Origin of the sequence: Nocardia concava NBRC 100430 (assembly GCF_000308815.1) — a bacterium.
Taxonomy (GTDB): domain Bacteria; phylum Actinomycetota; class Actinomycetes; order Mycobacteriales; family Mycobacteriaceae; genus Nocardia; species Nocardia concava.
In genome coordinates, this window is the sequence record NZ_BAFX01000126.1 from 1 (window position 1) to 20,825 (window position 20,825).

Genomic DNA, 20,825 nt, shown 5'->3' on the forward strand with positions numbered 1-20,825 from the left:
CCAGGCCGACCGGGTGCTCGAGGCCGAGGACCTCGGTGAAGACGGCCGCGACGGTCTGCTCGGCCGAGGACACCGGGGCGCGGAATTCCCGCGTCTCGAAGGTCGGGGCGGGCAGGGCCTTGCGGTCGAGCTTGCCGGAGGTGTTGAGCGGGAACGCGTCCAGCTCCACCAGCGCGGCCGGGACCATGTAGGACGGCAGTCGCTCGGCCAGGTGCGCCCGCAGCGCCTCCTGGTCGATCGGACCGGCGGCGGGCACCACGTAGGCGGCCAGCATGTCGCCGGTGTGCTCGGCGGTGTGCAGGACGACCACGGACTGGCTGACCGACGGGTGCGCGGTGAGCGCGGCCTCGATCTCGCCGAGTTCGATGCGCTGGCCGCGGAACTTCACCTGGAAGTCGGTGCGGCCCAGGTACACCAGCTCGGCGGTGTCGCCGCTGTCGTCCCAACGCACGAGGTCACCGGTGCGGTACATGCGCTCGCCGGGCGCGTCGAACGGGTTGGCGACGAAGCGGTCCGAGGTGAGGTCCGGGCGCGCGACATAGCCGCGGGCCAGCTGGACACCGGCCAGGTACAGCTCGCCCGCCACACCCGGCGGAGTCGGGTGCAGGCGCGAATCCAGCACGTAGACACGGCTGTTCCACTCGGGGCGACCGATCGGCATGACGATCCGGTCGACCTCACCGGTGACGTCGCGGTAGGTGATGGACACCGCGGCTTCGGTCGGGCCGTACAGGTTGTGCAGCTCGGCGGCACTGACCTCGCCGAAGGCGCGCACGGTCTCGGCGGGCAGCGCCTCACCGATCACGTACACCTGGCGCAGGGTCGCCAGCGCGGCCCGCAGGCGCTCCGGATCGCCCTGGGCGGCAAAGACACTCAGCATCGACGGCACGAAGTCGGTGACCGTGACGCCGCGCTGCTCGATCAGCTCGGTCAGGTACGCGGGATCGCGATGCCCGTCCGGGGTGGCCAGCAGCAGCTCCGCGCCGACGCGCAGCGGCATGAAGTAGCCCCACAGCGACACGTCGAAGGTGCTCGGGGTCTTCTGCAGGTAGATGTCGTCGGCCGTCAGCTGGTACTCCGCCTGCATCCAGTCGACCTGGTTGACGATGGCGGCGTGGGAGACGCTGACGCCCTTGGGCTTTCCGGTGGAACCCGAGGTGAAGATGACGTACGCGGGATGCTGCGGATACAGCGGGGCCAGGCGGTCGGCATCGACGATCGGATCGGCCGAGTACTCCGACAGGTCGACGGTGTCGACCTCGAGGATCGAGTAGCCCTCGGCCTCGGAGCGGGAGCTCGAGGTGGTCAGCACGCAGGCCGGGTTCGCCGTATCGAGCACGTGGCCGATGCGCTCGGCGGGCTGGTCCGGATCCACCGGCACGTACGCGCCACCGGCCGTCACCACCGCGTAGGCGGCGGCCACGAAGTCGATGGAACGCCGGATGTGCAGTGCGACCAGGGCTTCCGGTCCGACGCCCGCCTCGATGAGGCGACGCGCCAGCTTGTTCACGCGGGCGGCGAACTCGCCGTAGGACAGACTCGTCCCCTCGAACGTGACCGCGGTCGCGTCCGGGGTGGCCACGGCCTGCGCCTCGAACTGCGCGACCAGGGTGTCGGTCGGCGCGTAGTCGACCGTGGTCTGGTTCCAGTCCAGCAGCACCCGTGCGCGCTCGCCGGAGACCAGCATCCCGAGATCGCCGACGGCCCGATCCGGCTGCGCGGCAATGGCCTTCAGCAGCAGGTTGAATCGCTCGGCGAAGCGCGCCATGGTGGCCGCGTCGAACAGGTCGGTGGCGTAGATGAGCTCGGCCGTCATGCCGGACACCGCGGGTCCGTGGCTGTTGCCGGACACATCGGCCGCACCCTGCTGCTCGGTGAGCACCAGCTGGAGGTCGAACTTGGCGGTGTCCAGCGGCAGATCGACACCGCTGACGGTGAGGCCCGGCAGTTCCAGTTCGGTGACGCCGGTGTTCTGGAACGACAGCATGACCTGGAACAGCGGGTGCCGCGCCTGCGAGCGGGCCGGGTTGAGGATCTCCACCAGGCGCTCGAAGGGCAGGTCGGCGCGGCCGAAGGCCTGGATGTCGGTGGCGCGCACCGTTTCCAGGAGTTCGGTGAAGCCCTGGCCGCCGTCCACCTCGGTGCGCAGCACCAGGGTGTTGACGAACATGCCGATCAGATCGTCGAGGGCACGCTCACCGCGGCCCGCGATGGCGGTGCCGATGGCGATGTCCCGCTCACCCGACAGGCGCGAGAGCAGCACAGCCAGCGCCGAGTGCATGACCATGAACAGCGTCGCGCCGCGGGTGCGGGCGAGTTCGGCCAGGGCGGCGTGGGTTTCGGCGTCCACCTCGAACAGGTGGGTGGCGCCGCGACCCGAGGCCACGGCCGGACGCGGCCGGTCCGAGGGCAGGTCGAGCTGGTCGGGTAGTCCGGCCAGCGCGTCGCGCCAGTACGAGATCTGCTGGGCGATCACCGATTCCGGATCGTTCTCGTCGCCGAGCACTTCGCGCTGCCACAGCGCGAAGTCGGCGTACTGGATCTCCAGCGGCTGCCACTCGGGCTCGCCGCCGGCGACGCGCGCGCCGTAGGCGGTCATGATGTCCCGCGTCAGCGGGCCCATGGAGAAGCCGTCGGCCGAGATGTGGTGCACCACCAGCGCGAGCACGTGCTCGGTCGGGCTGACCTCGAACAGGCTGGCGCGGAACGGCACGTCCACGGTGACGTCGAATCCACGCAGCACCAGCGCCGAGAGCGCCTGCGGCAGTTCGGTTTCGCTGACCTCGACCGGGGTCAGGTCCGGAATGACCTGGCCGGTCGGCACGATCTCCTGGAACGCCTGGCCGTCGATCTCCGGGAACCGGGTGCGCAGCGACTCGTGCCGCGCCAGCACGTCGGCCACGGCGATCTGCAGGGCCTGGCGATCCACCAGACCCGACAGACGCACGGCCGCCGGAATGTTCTCGGTGGCCGATTCGGGATCGAACCGGTTGAGGAACCACATGCGCTGCTGGGCCAGCGACAGCGGCAGCCGCTCGGGGCGTTCCTGGGCGACCAGCGGCGCGCGAGTTCCCGCGCCGGAATGGGTTTCGGCCTTGGCGGCCAGCGCGGCCACGGTGGAGGACTCGAAGATCTCGCGGACGCCCAGGTGGGTGTCCAGCGCGGCGGACAGGCGCGCCGCCACCTGGGTGGCGATGAGCGAGTTGCCGCCGAGGGCGAAGAAGTCGTCGTCCAGACCGACCCGCTCGAGTCCAAGGATCTCGGCGAACACACCGGCCACGATCTGCTCGACCGCGGTGACGGGGGCGCGGAACACCGCGGCCTCGAACACCGGCGCGGGCAGCGCCTTGCGGTCCAGCTTGCCGGAGGCGTTGAGCGGGAACTCGTCCAGCACCATCAGGATCGACGGCACCATGTACGCGGGCAGGCTCTCGCCGATCTCGGCGCGCACGGCCTCGACTTCGACGGTCCGGCCCGACGCGGGGATGACGTAGCCGACCAGCTGGTCACCGGCGTGCGGGTCGTTGCGAACCACGACCACCGACTGCGCGACGGAATCCAGTGCGGTGAGCGCGGATTCGATCTCGCCGAGCTCGATGCGCAGACCGCGCAGCTTCACCTGGAAGTCGGTGCGGCCGATGTATTCCAGCTCGCCGTCCGCGGTCCAGGTGACGAGGTCACCGGTGCGGTACATGCGCTCGCCGTCGGCGAACGGGTTGGCCACGAAGCGATCCGAGCTCAGATCCGGTCGCGCCACATAGCCGCGGGCCAGCTGCGTGCCCGCCAGGTACAGCTCACCCGCGACGCCGACCGGAACCGGCCGCAGTCGCGAATCCAGCACGTACACCTGGGTGTTGAAGACCGGGCGGCCGATCGGCACCGAGTCGGTGTCGGCGTCGACGACCTCGTGGTAGGTGACGTCGACGGCCGCTTCGGTCGGGCCGTACAGGTTGTGCAGCTCCGTGCCGGTCAGCTCGCGCAGCTTGTGCGACGGCTTCGGCGAGAGCGCCTCACCGGAGGCGAAGACCATGCGCAGGCTGGTGCAGCGCGCGGCGGCTTCCTCGGCGACGAACACGGCCAGCATGGACGGCACGAAGTGGGTGACCGTGACGCCTTCGCGGGCAATGAGATCGGCGAGGTAGGCCGGATCGCGGTGACCGTCCGGCTTGGCCACGACCAGCTTCGCGCCGATCTGCAGCGGCCAGAAGAACTCCCACACCGACACGTCGAACGTGGCCGGGGTCTTCTGCAGCACAACGTCATCGGCGGTCAGACCGTACTCGGCCTGCATCCAGACGAGACGGTTCACGATCGCCGAGTGCGGCACCGCCACACCCTTCGGGCGACCGGTCGAACCGGAGGTGAAGATCACGTACGCGACATTCGAATCCCGCAGCGGCGCACGACGATCCACATCGGTCAGCGGGGCCGCCGAGTAGCTCGACAGGTCCAGCAGGTCGATGCGCACCTGCGCGGTGTTGATCGGGAGATCCTCACCGGAGGTCAGCACGGTCACCGGGTCGGCGGTCTCGAGGATGTACTCGGTGCGCTCGGCCGGGTGGTCCGGGTCCAGCGGCACGTACGCGGCGCCGGTGGCGGCGACGGCGTACATGCCCACGACCAGATCGAGGGAGCGCCGCATGCCCAGCGCCACAAACGATTCCGCGCCGACGCCGCGCTCGATGAGCCAGCGGGCCAGGCGGTGCACCCGCTCGCCGAACTCGGCGTAGGACAGACTTGTCCCCTCGAAGCTCAGTGCGGTCGCGTCGGGCGTCCGCGCGGCCTGCGCCTCGAACAGCGCCACCAGCGTCGCAGCGGCATCCCCCGTCATTCCGGCGTGCTTTTGGCCGGAATCCACACCCGTGTCCAATGGATCCCGGCCAAAAGCATGCCGGGATGACAGAGCGTAGGTATCGGCGAGTGTGGCATCCACGTCGAAAGCGGTGTCGTTCCAACGCTTCACGACCTGCTCGCGCTCGGCGGCGTCGACGAGTTCGATATCGCCGACGGCCGCGGCCGGTTCGGTGGTGATGGCCGTCAGCACGCGGATCAGGCGATCGGCGATGCGGTGGACGGTGTCCTCGTCGAACAGGTCGCGCAGGTAACCCGCGCGGATGCGCAGGCGGGTGTCGAGCTGGGCGATGAGGGTCAGCGGGTAGTGCGTCGCGTCGGCGGCGTCCAGGCCGGTGACGGCCATACCGTCGATATCGGCGGCCTGAGACCGGATGCCCTCGGCGTCAACGGGATACGACTCGAACACCACCAGGGTGTCGAAGAGCCCGCCGATGCCCGCGGCCGACTGGATGTCGGCCAGGCCCACGTAGTGGTGGTCGAGCAGGTCGGCCTGCTCGCCCTGGGTGCGGGTGAGCAGCGAGCGCGCCGACTCGGCCGGATCGAAGGCGACCCGCACCGGGACGGTGTTGATGAACAGACCCACCATGGACTCGACGCCGGACAGCTGCGCCGGGCGACCCGACACGGTGGTGCCGAACAGCACGTCGTCGCGGCCGGTGAGGCGGCCGAGCAGGATGCCCCAGGCGACCTGGAGCACGGTGTTCGGGGTGACGCCGATCTCGGCGGCCAGGGCGGTCAGGCGCGCGGTGGCGGCCTCGTCCAGGTCGAAGAAGTACTCGCCGGACAGGGCGGTGATCTCGTGGCCGGGGTCCGGGCGGGTCAGCAGGGTCGGCTCGGAGACCCCACGCAGCGACTGCTGCCAGGCGTTGAGCGACGCCGTACGGTCCTGCGCGGCAACCCATTCCAGGAAGTAGCGGTAGGACCGCACCGGCGGCAGCACCGCGGTGTCGGAGTGCGTGGCGTAGAGCACCAGCAGGTCCTGCATGAGCAGCGGCATGGACCAGCCGTCGAGCAGGATGTGGTGGTTGGCCACGGCGAGGCGGTAGGCGGCAGGACCCGTACGCACGAGGGTGAAGCGGATGAGCGGCGGCTCGGTGAGATCGAAGCGCTGCATCCGGTCGGCGGCGATGATCTCCGCGGCGCGGGCCTCGACGTCGGCGGCATCGGTGAGGTCGTGGTTGGTCCACGCCACCTTCACATTGTCGAGAACCACCTGCACCGGAACACCGGACGCATCGTTCACGTAGGCCGTGCGCAGAATCTCGTGCCGCTCGAGCAGCGCCTGCGCGGCCGACCGCAGCCGGTCGGCGTCGACGCGGCCCTCGAGGGTGAGCACCGCCTGCGCGGTGTACACGTCCACGGAGGTGGCGGCCAGCTGCGCGTGGAACAGCAGACCGGCCTGCAGCGCGGACAGCGGCCACACCTGGCTCAGCTGCCCGTACTGCTGCTCCCAGCCGTCGATATCGCGCTGGGTGATGCGGACCAGGCCGAAGTCGGACGGCGTGTGCCCGCCCGCCTGCGCCGATTCCGCGTGCTGCGCAACGGCTTCCAGCGCACTGGTCCACAGCGCGGCGAATTCCGCGATCTCCTCGGCGTCGAGCAGCGTGCTCGGGTAGCCGATATTGGTGATGAGCTTCTCGCCGACCACGATCGCGTTGATATCGATCGGGGCCATGGCGGGCATGTCGGCGTCGTAGGCGCCGGCCAGGTCCGCTAGCTCGGGCGCGGGAATCCACCCGAAGCCGCGCAGCGCCTCGGGCACATCGCCGTCGCCGACCCGGCCCAGGTAGTTGAAGCTGACCTGGCCCGGCGTCTGCTTGGGCAACTGCGAGGCGGTGTCGGAGTTCATGTAGCGCAGCAGCCCGTAGCCGATGCCCTTGTCCGGCACCGAGAGCAGCTGTTCCTTGACGGCCTTGATGGCCCGGCCCATGGCGGGCCCGCCGGTGAGGGCGGCGTCCACGTCGAGACCGGTCAGGTCGAAGCGCACCGGGAAGATGGCGGTGAACCAGCCGACCGTGCGCGACAGGTCGGCGCCCGGCACGACCTCTTCCTCACGACCGTGGCCTTCCAGGCGGATGAGGGCAGACTTCTCCCCCAGTCCCTTGGCGGCGCGGAACTTGGCCACCGCCAACGCGAGTGCGGTCAGCAGACCGTCGTTGACGCCGCCGTGGAACAGCGCGGGCACGGTGGTCAGCAGGGCCTTGGTGGCCTCGGCCGACAGCTCGACGCGATGCTTGACGACGGTGGCGGTGACATCCACGGCCGGATCCATGGCGCGCTCGGTGAGCAGCGGATCCGGGCCCTCGACGACACCACGCCAGAAGTCGAGCTCGGCGACCCGGTCCTCGGTGGCGGCCTCACGCTCGAGGGCGTGCGCCCAGGTGCGCATGGAGGTGGCGGGCGCGACCAGCTCGGGGGTCTGTCCGGCGGACAGCTGGCCCCACGCGGTCACGAAGTCCGGCACCAGGATTCGCCAGGTGACGCCGTCGACCACGAGGTGGTGGGCGGCGACGACAAGGCGTCCGGCACGAGAGTTGTCCGACGGTTCCAGCCACACGAACCGGATGACCACGCCCGCGGCCGGATCCAGCTTGTCGAGCGTGGCATCCAGTGCGGCGGTGGCGATCTCGAGCAGCTGCTCGTCGGTCGCGCTCGCGTCGAACTCGGTGCGGTCGATCAGCGCATCGGCGTCCACGGTCCCGGGAGCGCCGGTTTCGACGATCCAGTCCGCGTCCGGCACCCGGCGCAGGCGCGCCCGCAGCATGTCGTGGCGGTCGATGACCGCGCCGACGGTGGCGGCGATGCCCGCGCGATCGATGCCGATCGGCAGTTCCAGCGCCATGGTCTGGTTGAACCGGCCGAATTCGCCCGGCCGTCCCGCCATGAACCGGACCACCGGCGTCAGCGGCATGACACCCACGCCGCCGCCCGGCAGCTCGGTCAGCTGCGGGGCCGAATCACCCTGGGCGTCAGCGGTTTCCGCGATCGCGGCCAGGCCCGACACGGTGCGCTGCTCGAACACGTCGCGCGGCGAGAACACCACGCCACGCGCCTTGGCCCGCGACACCAGCTGGATGGAGACGATGGAGTCACCGCCCAGCGCGAAGAACGAGTCGTCGATGCCGACCCGCTCCAGGCCCAGCACCTCGGCGAACACCTCGGCGATGGTCTGCTCGAGCGCATTGCGCGCGGCCCGGAAGACCACCTCGGTGGCGAAGACCGGCTCGGGCAGGGCGCGGCGGTCCAGCTTGCCGACCGGCGTCAGCGGCACCCGGTCGATGACCATGACCGAGGACGGCACCATGTACGCGGGCAGGCGGCCCTCGACGTGCGCGGTCACGGCCGCCACATCGATCGAATGGCCCGGCGTGGCAACCACGTACGACACCAGCGCGGTCGCGCCCGCGGCGTTCTTGTGGCCGACGGTGACCGCGAAGTCCACGCTCTCGTGCGAGGCCAGCGCGGCGTCGATCTCGCCCAGTTCGATGCGGAAGCCGCGCACCTTGACCTGGAAGTCGGAGCGGCCCACGTATTCGACCAGGCCGTCCGCGGTCCAGCGCACCACGTCACCGGTGCGGTACATGCGCGCGCCGTCCACGTACGGGTTGGCGACGAACCGCTCGGCGCTCAGGCCCGGCCGCGCGTGGTAGCCGCGCGCCAGCTGGATGCCCGACAGGTACAGCTCACCCGCGACGCCCACCGGAACGGGCCGCAGGCGGTTGTCCAGGATCAGCGACTGCATGCCCCGGATGGGGCCACCGATGGTGACCAGATCGCCCGGCACCAGCGCGTCGCTGATGTTGGTCATGATGGTGGTCTCGGTCGGGCCGTAGCCGTTGTGGAAGGCACGAATGGTGCCGTCCGCCAACGGAACCGCCCACTTCTCGACCAGGTCGGCCGGAACGGCTTCACCACCGGCGACCAGCACGCGCAGCGAGTCCAGGCCCGCCGGTCCGAAGGTGGACAGCGCGGCCGGGGTGATGAACGCGTGGGTGGCGCGCTCGGCGCGAATCAGCTCGGAGAGCTCCTCGCCGCCGTAAGTGCCCGGCGGGACGACCACCAGGGTGCCGCCCTTGCCGATGGCGAGCAGGAATTCCAGCATCGACGCGTCGAACGACGGCGAGGCGAAATGCAGTGCGCGCGAATCGGAGTCGAGAGCGTAGCGCTCGGCCTGCTCCACGGTGAAGTTGGCCAGACCGGCGTGGCTGACCACCACGCCCTTCGGGACGCCGGTGGAGCCGGAGGTGTAGATGACGTAGGCCGGGTGCTCCGGACGCAGCGGGCGCACCCGCTCGGCGTCGGCGATCGCGGTGTCCGCGAAGGCATTCAGCTCCAGCTCGTCCAGGACGAGCCATTCGACCGAGTCCGGCATGTCCGCGCGCACCGAGGCCACGGTGAGGCCGACCGGCGAACCGGAGTCGGTGACCATGTGGACGATGCGGTCGGCCGGGTAGCTCGGGTCCACCGGTACGAAGGCCGCACCGGTCTTGGACACCGCCCATTCGGCGAAGTAGGACTGGTCCGACCGCGGGACGGCGACGGCGACCAGATCCTCGGTGCCGATGCCGCGCTCGATGAGCAAGCGCGCCAGGCGGTTCGAGCGCGAATCGAATTCGCCGTAGGACAGACTCGTCCCCTGGAACACGACCGCGGGGGCGTCGGGGTTGATGGCGACGGCGTCGGCAATGAGCTCCGGCAGGGTGCGCGCCGGGACGGCGGGCAGACCGAAGCGGGCCACCAGATCGGCGCGCTCGTCCTGATCCAGGATGTCGATCGCGCCGACGCCGATCTCGGGGTTGGCGGCGATGGCGTCCAGGACCCGCAACCAGCGCTGCGCGAACCCGGCCGCGGTGGCCTCGTCGAACAGATCGGTGGCGTAGGTCAGCGCCAGCAGCATCCCGGAGTTGTTCTCCGACAGCGTGAACTGCAGATCGAAGCGCGAGATGTTCTCGTCGAGATCCAGGGTGCCGACGGTCAGCCCCGGCAGTTCCAGGCTGGTGCGGTCCAGGTTCTGGAACGCCAGCATGACCTGGAACAGCGGGTTGCGGGCCTGCGAGCGCTCGGGCGCGAGCAGTTCCACCAGCCGCTCGAACGGCACGTCGGCATTGCCGAAGGCGTCGAGGTCGGTGTGGCGCACGCGATCCAGCAGATCGGTGAACGACTCGGCCGGGTCGATGCCGGTGCGCAGCACCAGCGTGTTGACGAACATGCCGACCAGGTCGTCGAGCGCGGCCTCACCGCGACCGGCGACCGGGGTGCCGACGGCGATATCGTCGCCACCGGACAGGCGGGCCAGCAGCACCGCGAGGGCGCTGTGCATGACCATGAACAGCGACGAACCACGCTGGCGGGCAACGTCTTCCAGCTTGCCGATCAGCTCGGGCGACAGCGTCCGCTGCAGCGTCGCGCCGCGGTGCGAGGCGATGGCCGGGCGCGGACGGTCGGTCGGGAGCGCCAGCTCGTCGGGCACGCCGCCGAGCACGCGCTGCCAGTAGGCGACCTGGCGGGCCATGATCGAGGACGAATCCTCTTCCGAGCCCAGCACTTCGCGCTGCCAGAGCGCGAAGTCGGCGTACTGCACGGCCAGCGGAGCCCAGCCGGGCACCGCACCCTGGGTGCGCGCGGTGTAGGCGACCATGACGTCGCGGGCCAGCGGCGTCATGGAGAAGCCGTCACCAGCGATGTGGTGCACGACCACCATGAGCACGTGCTCGGCGGCCTCTTCGGCACCAACGCGGAAGAGCCGGGCGCGCAGCGGAACCTGTTCCGCGACATTGAAGCCCAGCGTGGCGAAGGCCGTGACGGTAGCGGTCAGATCCTCGGCCGCGACCGCGACCGGCCGCAGATCCAGGGCGATCTCCTCGGCCGGGACGACCAGCTGCATCGGCGTGCCGCCGTGCTCCGGGTACCGGGTGCGCAGCGACTCGTGGCGGCGGACCACGTCCGCGACCGCGAGTTCCAGTGCGGCGGTGTCGAGTTCGCCGGTCAGGCGGATGGCCAGCGGCAGGTTGTAGGCCGCCGAGTAGGTGTCGTACTGGTTCAGGAACCACATGCGCTGCTGCGCGAACGACAGCGGCACCAGCTCACCCGGGGCCTGGGTGCGCGCGACCAGCTTGGCGCGGGAAGCACCGTCGGCGTGCGATTCGATGCGGGCCGCCAGGGCCTCGACCGTGGTGGCCTCGAACAGCGTGCGCACCGCGACGGTGGTGTCCAGGGCCGCGCCGATGCGCGAGACCACGCGGGTCGCGATGAGCGAGTTGCCGCCCAGGTCGAAGAAGTCGTCGTCCAGGCCGACCCGCGGCAGGTCGAGGACCTCGGCGAAGACCGCGGCGACGGTCTCCTGCACCGGGGTCTCCGGCGCGCGGAAGGCCCGCGCCTGCACGGCCGGGGCCGGGAGGGCGCGGCGGTCCAGCTTGCCGTTGACGGTCAGCGGAATCCGGTCCAGCACCACGATGGCGGACGGGACCATGTAGGCCGGCAGCAGCTCGGCCGCACCGTCGCGCACGGCGTCCACGGCGGGCGCGACGCCCTCGGCGGGCACCACGTAGGCCACGATGCGCTGATCGCCCGGCTGGTCCTCGCGCACGATGACCGCGGCCTGCGCGATACCGGCCTGCGCGAGCACGGCGGATTCGATCTCGCCGAGCTCGATGCGGAAGCCGCGCACCTTGACCTGATCGTCGGCGCGGCCCAGGTATTCGAGCTCGCCGCGGCGGTTCCAGCGCGCCACGTCACCAGAGCGGTAGAGACGCTCGCCCGGCGTGCCGAACGGGCTGGCCACGAAGCGCGCCGCCGACAGGTCGGGGCGGCCCAGGTAGCCGCGCGCCAATTGCGGTCCGGCCACGTACATTTCGCCCGCGACGCCCACCGGCACCGGGTGCAGGCGGTCGTCGAGGACGTACACGCGCAGGCCCGCGATGGCCCGGCCCACGATCGAACCGGTCGCCGCGGCAATGGTCTCGGCATCGAGGACCCGCACCGACACGTGCACGGTGGTCTCGGTGATGCCGTACATGTTGACCAGGTACGGGCTCGAATCGCCGTGGCGGGCAACCCAATCCGACAGTCGGCGCAGCTCGAGCGCCTCACCGCCGAAGATCACGTAGCGCAGCGCCAGCGTCTGCTGGTCGCCGGCAATGCGGTCGGCCTCGGCCAGCTGGTAGAACGCCGACGGGGTCTGGTTGAGCACCGTGACCTGTTCGCGGCGCAGCAGTTCCAGGAACTGCTCGGGCGAGCGGGAGACGTAGTAGTCGACCACGACCAGCTTGCCGCCGTAGAGCAGCGGGCCCCACAGCTCCCACACCGAGAAGTCGAAGGCGTAGGAGTGGAACAGCGTCCACACATCCTCGGGTCCGAAGCCGAACTCGCGATCGGTGTTGGCCATGAGCCGCACCACGTTCCGGTGCGCCACGGCCACGCCCTTGGGGCGGCCGGTGGAGCCGGAGGTGTAGATGACGTAGGCGACGTGGTCCGGGCGCAGCGCGGCCGTGCGGTCGGCATCGGTGACGGGCGCGTCGGCCGCGTCCTCGATATCTCCGGCCTCCAGCGAGAAGCCGTCAAGCAGCACGGTGTTCAGCCCGGCGGGCAGCTCGACCTGCACGGTCGAGTCGGTGACCACGCTGGTGGGCTTGGCGTCCGACAGCACGTAGGCGATGCGATCGGCCGGGTAGGTCGGATCGATCGGCACGTAGCCCGCACCGGTCTTGATCACGGCCAGCAGCGCCACGACCAGATCGGCCGAACGCGGCAGCAGCACCGCGACCAGCGATTCCGGTCCCGCACCCTCGCCGATCAGCCTGCGCGCCAGCACATTCGCGCGCCGGTCCAGCTCGGAGTAGGTGAGCTCCTCGTCGCCGAAGCGCACGGCGACGCGGTCGGCGTTCGCGACCACGGCCGCGTCGAACAGGCTGGAGAGAGTCGAGGCGGTGGCCCCGACATCCTCGCCCGCCGACACCCAGTTCTCGGCCACATCGTGGCGCTCGGCCTCACCGAGCAGGTCGATATCGCCGATCAGCGCGGCCGGATCCTCGGCGACCGCGCGCAGCACGCGCACCAGGCGGTCAGCGAAGGAGGCCACGGTCTCGGCGTCGAACAGATCGGTGGCGTAATTCCACGACAGGCCCAGCGAGCCGTCGGCGCGCTCGCTCACGGTGAGCTGCACGTCGAACTTGGCGGTGCCCGCGTCGAATTCGACGACCTCGAGCTCCAGGCCCGGCAGCTCGACGGTCTGCGCGTCCTTGGCGGAGGCGGCCTCGAAGGTCAGCGCCACCTGGAACAGCGGGTGGTGCGCCTGCGAGCGGACCGGGCTGAGCACGTCCACCAGCCGCTCGAACGGCACGTCGGCGTGCGCGAAAGCGGCCAGGTCGGTGCGACGCACCTGCGCGAGCAGGTCGCGGAACGCGGCATCCGGCTTGACCTCGCTGCGCAGCACCAGGGTGTTGACGAACATGCCGACCAGGTCGTCGACCGCACGCTCGCCGCGGCCCGCGATCGGGGTGCCGATCGCGATATCGGTGGCGCGCGACAGGCGCGACGCCCAGGCCGCCAGGGCGGCGTGGACCAGCATGAACAGGGTGACGTCGTGCTCGCGAGCCACGCTCGTCAGAGCGCGGTGCGATTCGGCGTCGATCGAGAAGTCGTGGATGCCACCGGCATTGGTGGCGACCTCCGGCCGCGGCCGGTCGGCGGGCAGCTCGATCTGCTCGGGCAGGTCGGCCAGCTGGTTGGTCCAGTAGGCGATCTGCTGCGCGGCCACCGACTCGGAATCGGTTTCCGCGCCGAGGATCTCGCGCTGCCACAGCGTGTAGTCGGCGTACTGCACCGGCAGCGGCGTCCAGGCCGGAGCCTCGCCATTGGCGCGGGACAGGTACGCGCCCACCACATCCCGCAGCAGCGGGCGCAGCGAGGCGCCGTCGGCGCTGATGTGGTGCAGCACCAGCACGACCACGTGCTCGGTCTCGCTCAGGCTGAGCACGGTGGCGCGGAACGGCAGCTCGCGGGTGACGTCGAAGTGGACGCTCGCGAGTTGCACGATGCGCGAGGTCAGTTCGGCCTCGGTGACCGTCTGGGCGGCTACCTCGAAGTCGACCTCGGCCAGCGGCAGGATGCGCTGGTAGCCGTCGCCTTCGACCTCGGGGTAGATGGTGCGCAGCGACTCGTGACGCGCCAGCACATCGCCGATGGCGGCGGTGAAGGCGTCCAGATCCACTGCGCCGGTGAGCTTCAGCGCCACCGGGATGTTGTTGACCGCGGTGCGGTTGTCGAAGCGGTTCAGGAACCACATGCGCTGCTGCGCCAGCGACAGCGGCACCAGCTCCGGGCGCTCCTGGGCGACCAGCGCCGCGCGGGCGCCGGTACCGACGCGCGATTCCAGCTGCGCGGCAAGCGAAGCCACGGTGGTGGCCTCGAACAGCGTGCGCAGCGGGATGTCGGCGTCGAGGGCGGCCGACAGGCGCGCGATCACCTGGGTGGCGATCAGCGAGTTGCCGCCGAGCTCGAAGAAGTCGTCGTCCAGGCCGACCCGGTCCAGGCCGAGCACATCGGCGATGGTGCCGGCGACGGTCTGCTGCACCGGGGTCTCCGGCGCGCGGAAGGCGCGCACGGCGAAGGTCGGGGCGGGCAGCTGCTTGCGGTCCAGCTTGCCGGAGGCGTTGAGCGGGAAGGCGTCCAGCACCATGAACGCGGCCGGGACCATGTAGGCCGGAAGCTGTTCGGCGACAGCGTCCCGCACCTCATCGACATCTACCCAGCCATCCGCCGCGATGAGGTAGCCGACCAGCTGATCCCCGGTGCGCTCGTCGTGTCGAACGACCACGACGGCCTGGGCGACCGACGGCAGCGCGACGAGCGCCGACTCGATCTCGCCCAGCTCGATGCGCAGACCGCGCAGCTTCACCTGGAAGTCGGTGCGGCCCAGGTACTCCAGCTCGCCATTGCCCGTCCAGGTGACGAGGTCACCGGTGCGGTACATGCGCTTGCCGTCGCCGAACGGGTTGGCCACGAAGCGATCCGCGGTCAGGTCGGGGCGGGCCACGTACCCGGTGGCGAGCTGATCGCCCGCCAGGTAGAGCTCACCCGCGACACCCACCGGAACCGGCTTCAGACGCGAATCCAGCACGTACACCTGGGTGTTGAAGACCGGCGCACCGATCGGCACCGAGGTGATGTCGGCATCGGTGACCTCGTGGAAGGTCACGTCGACCGCGGCCTCGGTGGGGCCGTACAGGTTGTGCAGGCGCGCACCGGTCAGCTGCCGCAGCTTCTGCGCGGTCGGCGCGGGCAGACCCTCACCGGAGGCGAAGACATTGGTGAGGCTGACGCATTCGGCCGCCGCGGGCTCGGCCACGAAGACCGCCAGCATGGACGGCACGAAGTGGGTGACCGTGACGCCCTCGCGCACGATGATTTCGGCCAAGTAGGCCGGATCGCGGTGGCCGTCCGGCTTGGCGACCACCAGGCGCGCGCCGACCTGCAACGGCCAGAAGAACTCCCACACCGACACGTCGAAGGTGGCCGGGGTCTTCTGCAGCACCACGTCGTAGGCGGCCAGCCCGTACTGGGCGTGCATCCACACCAGGCGGTTCACGATGGCCGCGTGCGAGACCGCGACGCCCTTGGGGCGGCCGGTCGAACCCGACGTGAAGATCACGTACGCGGTGTTCTCCGGACGCAGCGGGGCGCGCCGGTCGACGTCGGTGATCACCGCATCGGAATAGTGGGACACGTCCAACTCATCGAGCAGCAGCACCCCCGTCATTCCGGCGTGCTTTTGGCCGGAATCCACCTCGCCGTGTGGATCCCGGCCAAGAAGCGCGCCGGGATGACGAGGGATTGCGACCTCGAAAGCATCGCGCGAGGTGGTGAGCACGCACACCGGCTGGGCGGTCTCGAGCACGTACTGGTTGCGCTCGACCGGGTGGTCCGGGTCCAGCGGCACGTACGCGCCGCCTGCCAGCGTGACGGCGTACATGCCGACCAGTAGCTCGAGCGAACGGCGCATGCCAAGGGCCACATAGGAATCCGGGCCGACACCCTCGACGATGAGGTGGCGAGCCAGCTGCCGCGCCTGCGCCGCGAACTCGGCGTAGGACAGACTTGTCCCCTCGAACGTGACTGCGGTCGCTTCGGGAGTCAGCGCGACCTGCGCCTCGAACAGCGAAACCAGCGTCGCCGCGGCGCCTTCCGTCGCCTCCGGCAGCGCGGTGTCCAGCTCGAACGCGGTCTCGTTCCAGCCGAGCAGCAGCTTGCGGCGCTCGCAGTCGCTGAGCAGCTCGACCTCGCCGACCAGCTGGGTCGGATCGGCCGCCACGGCGGTGAGCATGGCGACGAAGCGCTGGGCGAAGACATCGGCGAACTGGGCGTCGAAAAGGTCTGTCGTGTAGACGAGTTCGGCATCCATGGCCGAGTCCCCGTCCACAACCTCGCTCAACGTCATCTGCAGATCGAACTTGGCCGACTGCTGATCGATGGCCAGCTCGGACACGCTCAGACCCGGCAGTTCCAGCGAGGTGCGGCCGAGGTTCTGGAACGACAGCATGACCTGGAACAGCGGGTGCCGCGCCTGCGAACGCGCCGGGTTGAGCACCTCGACGAGCCGCTCGAACGGGACATCCGCGTGAGCGAAGGCCTGAAGGTCGCGCTCGCGCACCGACTTCAGCAGTTCGGTGAAGCTCGCGCCGGTGTCCACGGACGCCCGCAGCACCAGGGTATTGACGAACATGCCGACGAGATCGTCGAGCGCCTGCTCACCACGACCGGCCACCGGAATACCGACGGCGATGTCGTCGGTGCCGCTCAGGCGGGCCAGCAGCGCGGCAAAAGCGCTGTGCACCACCATGAACAGGGTGGTGCCGTTGGTCTGCGCCACTCGGTTCAGCCCGGCGATGAGCTCGCCCGGGACCTGGAAGCGGTGGGTGCCCGCGTCGTAGGACGCAACGGCCGGACGTGGCTTGGCCGAGAGCCGCAGCTCATCCGGCAGTCCGGACAGCGTCTCTCGCCAGTAGTCCAGCTGCTCGGTGATGAGCGAGCGCGGATCCTCTTCGGAGCCCAGCGTTTCCCGCTGCCACAGCGCGTAATCCGCGTACTGCACCGGCAGGTCGGTCCAGCCCGGGGTCTCGCCGTGGCTGCGCGCGATGTAGGCGGCCATGAGGTCGCGCACCAGCGGGTTCATCGAGAAACCGTCGGCGGCGATGTGGTGGGCCACCAGCACCAGCACGTGGTCGTCCGCGGCCAGACGGTAGGCGCGCAGGCGCACCGCGGTTTCCGCGGTGACGTCGAAGCCCTGCGCCGCGAAGGCGTAGACCGCGGCGTACAGCTCGCCCTCGGTCACGTCCATGACCTCGAGCTCGGGCACGGCGCGGCCGGTGGGCAGCACCTTCTGGTAGGCGACGCCCTCGTGCGACGGGTAGATGGTGCGCAGCGATTCGTGGCGCGCGATCACATCGGCGATGGCGCCGCGCATGGCGTCGAGATCCAGGGCGCCGGTGAGCCTTACAGCGGCGGGGATGTTGTTGGCGGCCGACTCCGGATCGAACCGGTTGAGGAACCACATGCGCTGCTGTGCGAGCGATAGCGGCGGGTACTCGGGCCGGGTCTGCACCGTGAGCGCCTGGCGCACACCGGTTCCCGCGTGCGATTCCACGCGGGCGGCCAGCGCCGCCACGGTCGGGGCCTCGAACAGGGCGCGCACGCCGATCTCGGCGGACAGCGCCGCCGACAGCCGCGCCACCACCTGGGTGGCGACCAGCGAGTTGCCGCCCAGCTCGAAGAAGTCGTCGTCCACGCCCACGCGCCCGGTGCCATTCTCCGATCCGGAGATACCGAGCAGATCGGCGAAGATCTGCGCGATGATCTCCTCGATCGGGGTCGAGGGTGCGCGGAACCGCTTGGCCTCGAACACCGGAGCTGGCAGGGCCTTGCGGTCCAGCTTGCCGGAGGCGTTCACCGGGAAGGCGTCCAGCACGACGATCGCGGCCGGAACCATGTAGGCGGGCAGCGAGCTGGCCAAGGAGCTCTTCACCGCATCGATGTCGACGACCGAATCCGTTTCGCGGACAACGTAACCCACGAGCTGATCACCGGCATGGGCGTCGGTGCGGACCACCACAACCGACTGGGCCACCGACGGCTGCGCCAGCAGTGCCGCCTCGATCTCACCCAGCTCGATGCGCAGACCACGCAGCTTCACCTGGAAGTCCGTGCGGCCCAGGTAGTTCAGCTCGCCATCGGCGGTCCAGGAGACGAGGTCACCCGTGCGGTACATGCGCTCGCCCACGGCGAACGGGTTCGCCACGAAGCGATCGGCGGACAGGTCCGGACGGCCCAGGTAGCCGCGGGCCAGCTGATCGCCCGCCAGATAGAGCTCACCCGCGACACCCGGCGCGACCGCGTTCAGGCGCGAGTCGAGCACGTAGGTCCGGGTGTTCCACACCGGACGGCCGATCGGCACGAACACGGTGTCGGCGTCGACGACCTCGTGGTAGGTGACGTCGACGGCGGCCTCGGTGGGGCCGTACAGGTTGTGCAGCCGCGCGCCGGTCAGCTCACGCAGCTTCTGCGCGGTCGGCGCGGGCAGCGCCTCACCGGAGGCGAAGACCTGCCGCAAACGCGTTGCGGCAACCGCGGAGTCACCGTTCTCGTTGCCGAGCGTGGCCACGAACACCGACAGCATCGACGGCACGAAGTGCGCGGTGGTGATGCCGGCGTCGGCGATGATCTGCGCCAGGTACACCGGATCGCGGTGCCCGTCCGGCTTGGCGACCACCAGCCGCGCACCGGTCTGCAAGGGCCAGAAGAACTCCCACACCGACACGTCGAAGGTCGCCGGAGTCTTCTGCAGCACAGCGTCGTTCGCGTCGATCGGGTACTCGTGCTGCATCCACAGCAGGCGGTTCACGATCGCGCCGTGCTCGACGGCGACACCCTTGGGGCGGCCGGTCGAACCGGAGGTGAAGATGACGTACGCGGTGTGCTCGGGCCGGATCGCCTGTCCCCGTTCGGCATCCGCGATCGGAGCGTCGGAGTAGGCGTCCAGGTTGAGGGTGTCGACCTCGAGGACCGGCACATTGCGGCCGGTGACGAAGTCGTCGCGGCTGGTCGTCAGGATGGCGGCCGGGCGCGCGGTGTCGAGCACGTAGTCGATGCGCTCATCGGGCTGATCGGGATCCAGCGGCACGTACGCGCCACCGGCCTCCAGCACGGCGTACATGGCGACGACCAGATCCAGCGAGCGCCGGATGGCCAGCGCCACATGCGATTCCGCGCCGACGCCTTGCGCGATGAGCTTGCGGGCCAGCTTGTGCACCCGCGCCGAGAACTCGGCGTAGGACAGACTTGTCCCCTCGAACTCCACGGCGGGCGCATCGGGGCTGGTCAGAGCCTGCGCCTCGAACAGCGACACCAGCGTGCCCGGTTCGATCTCGTGCGCGGTGTCGTTCCAGTCGCGCAGAACGCGCGTGCCCTCATCGCCGACGAGCAGGTCGATATCCCCGAGCGGCAGCTCCGGGTTCTCGATGACGGCGGCCAGGATCAGATCCAGTCGCCGCGCGAACGCCTCGATGGTCGGCTCGTCGAAAAGGTCCAGCGCGTAGGAGATCTCGGCGGACATGCCCGCGTTCTCGCCATGGTCGTCCTGGGCCTCCTGCAGGGTCAGCTGCAGGTCGAACTTGGCCAGGCGGGCGTCGTAGTCGATGCCGTTGACCGACAGGCCGGGCAGTTCCAGACTGGCCTGCCGGGTGTTCTGGAAGGTCAGCATGACCTGGAACAGCGGGTGCCGGGACTGCGAACGCGCCGGGTTGATGACCTCGACCAGCCGCTCGAACGGCACGTCCGCGTGCGCGAAGGCGTGCAGGTCGGCATCGCGGGAGCGGGCCAGCAGATCGGCGAAGGTCTCCGCGCCGTCCACCTCGGTGCGCAGCACCAGGGTGTTGACAAACATGCCGATCAGATCGTCGAGGGCGGCCTCACCGCGGCCGTGCACCGGAGTGCCGATCGCGATATCGGAGGTCCCCGAGAGCCGGGCCAGCAGCACCGCCAGCGCACTGTGCATGACCATGAACAGCGAGGCATTGTGGCTGCGGCCCAACTCCACCAGCGCCTGCTGGGTCTCGGCGGAGATGGCGAACGGGTAGGTCCCGCCCTGGTAGCTGGCCACCGCCGGACGCGGCCGGTCCGAGGGCAGCACCAGCTCGTCGGGCAGATCGGCCAGCGCGTCGGTCCAGTACCGGATCTGCTTGGCGATCAACGACTCCGGATCGTTCTCCGAACCCAGCACCTCGCGCTGCCACAGCGCGTAGTCGGCGTACTGCACCGGCAGTTCCGCCCAGGCCGGAGCCTCCCACGAGGTGCGGGCGGCGTAGGCGACCATGACATCGCGGGCCAGCGGGCCCATGGACCAGCCGTCCGCGCTGATGTGGTGGACCACCATGCCGAGGATGTACTCGGACTCGCTGATCTCGAAAAGCGCCGCGTGCAAAGGCACTTCGTCGGTGACGTCGAAAGCCGTGGTGGCCAACTCGACCAAGTGGTCGATGAGGTTGGCCTCGGTGACCGGCACCGGCGTCAGGTCGGGCACGATCTGCGCGGCGTCCAGGATCTGCTGGACCGGGCCGTGCGCCGTCTCCGGGAAGACGGTGCGCAGCGACTCGTGGCGATCGATCACGTCGATGACCGCGACCTGCAGGGCCGCGATATCCAGCTCACCGGTCAACCGGATGGCGACCGGGATGTTGTTCACCGCCGAGGCGGTGTCGAAGCGGTTGAGGAACCACATGCGCTGCTGCGCAAGGGAAAGCGGCACATCGGCCGGCCGGTCGCGGGCCACCAGGGCCTTGCGCGCGCCCGCACCGACCTGCGACTCCACCCGCGCGGCCAGGCCCGCGACGGTCGGGGCCTCGAACAGCGCGCGCACCGGCACCTTGGTGTCGAGCGCGGTACCCAGCCGGGCCGCCACCTGGGTGGCGATCAGCGAGTTG

General features: G+C 70.1%; 1 protein-coding gene (running past one end of the window). It reads right to left on the reverse strand.

The window, feature by feature from the left end; genetic code table 11:
• The coding region annotated (locus ON43_RS30080; RefSeq protein ID WP_040812994.1) for a non-ribosomal peptide synthetase crosses the window boundary (this coding region is incomplete at its 3' end): on the reverse strand, window positions 1–20,825 show 20,825 of its 27,112 nt. 6,287 nt of the annotated region lie beyond the right edge of the window.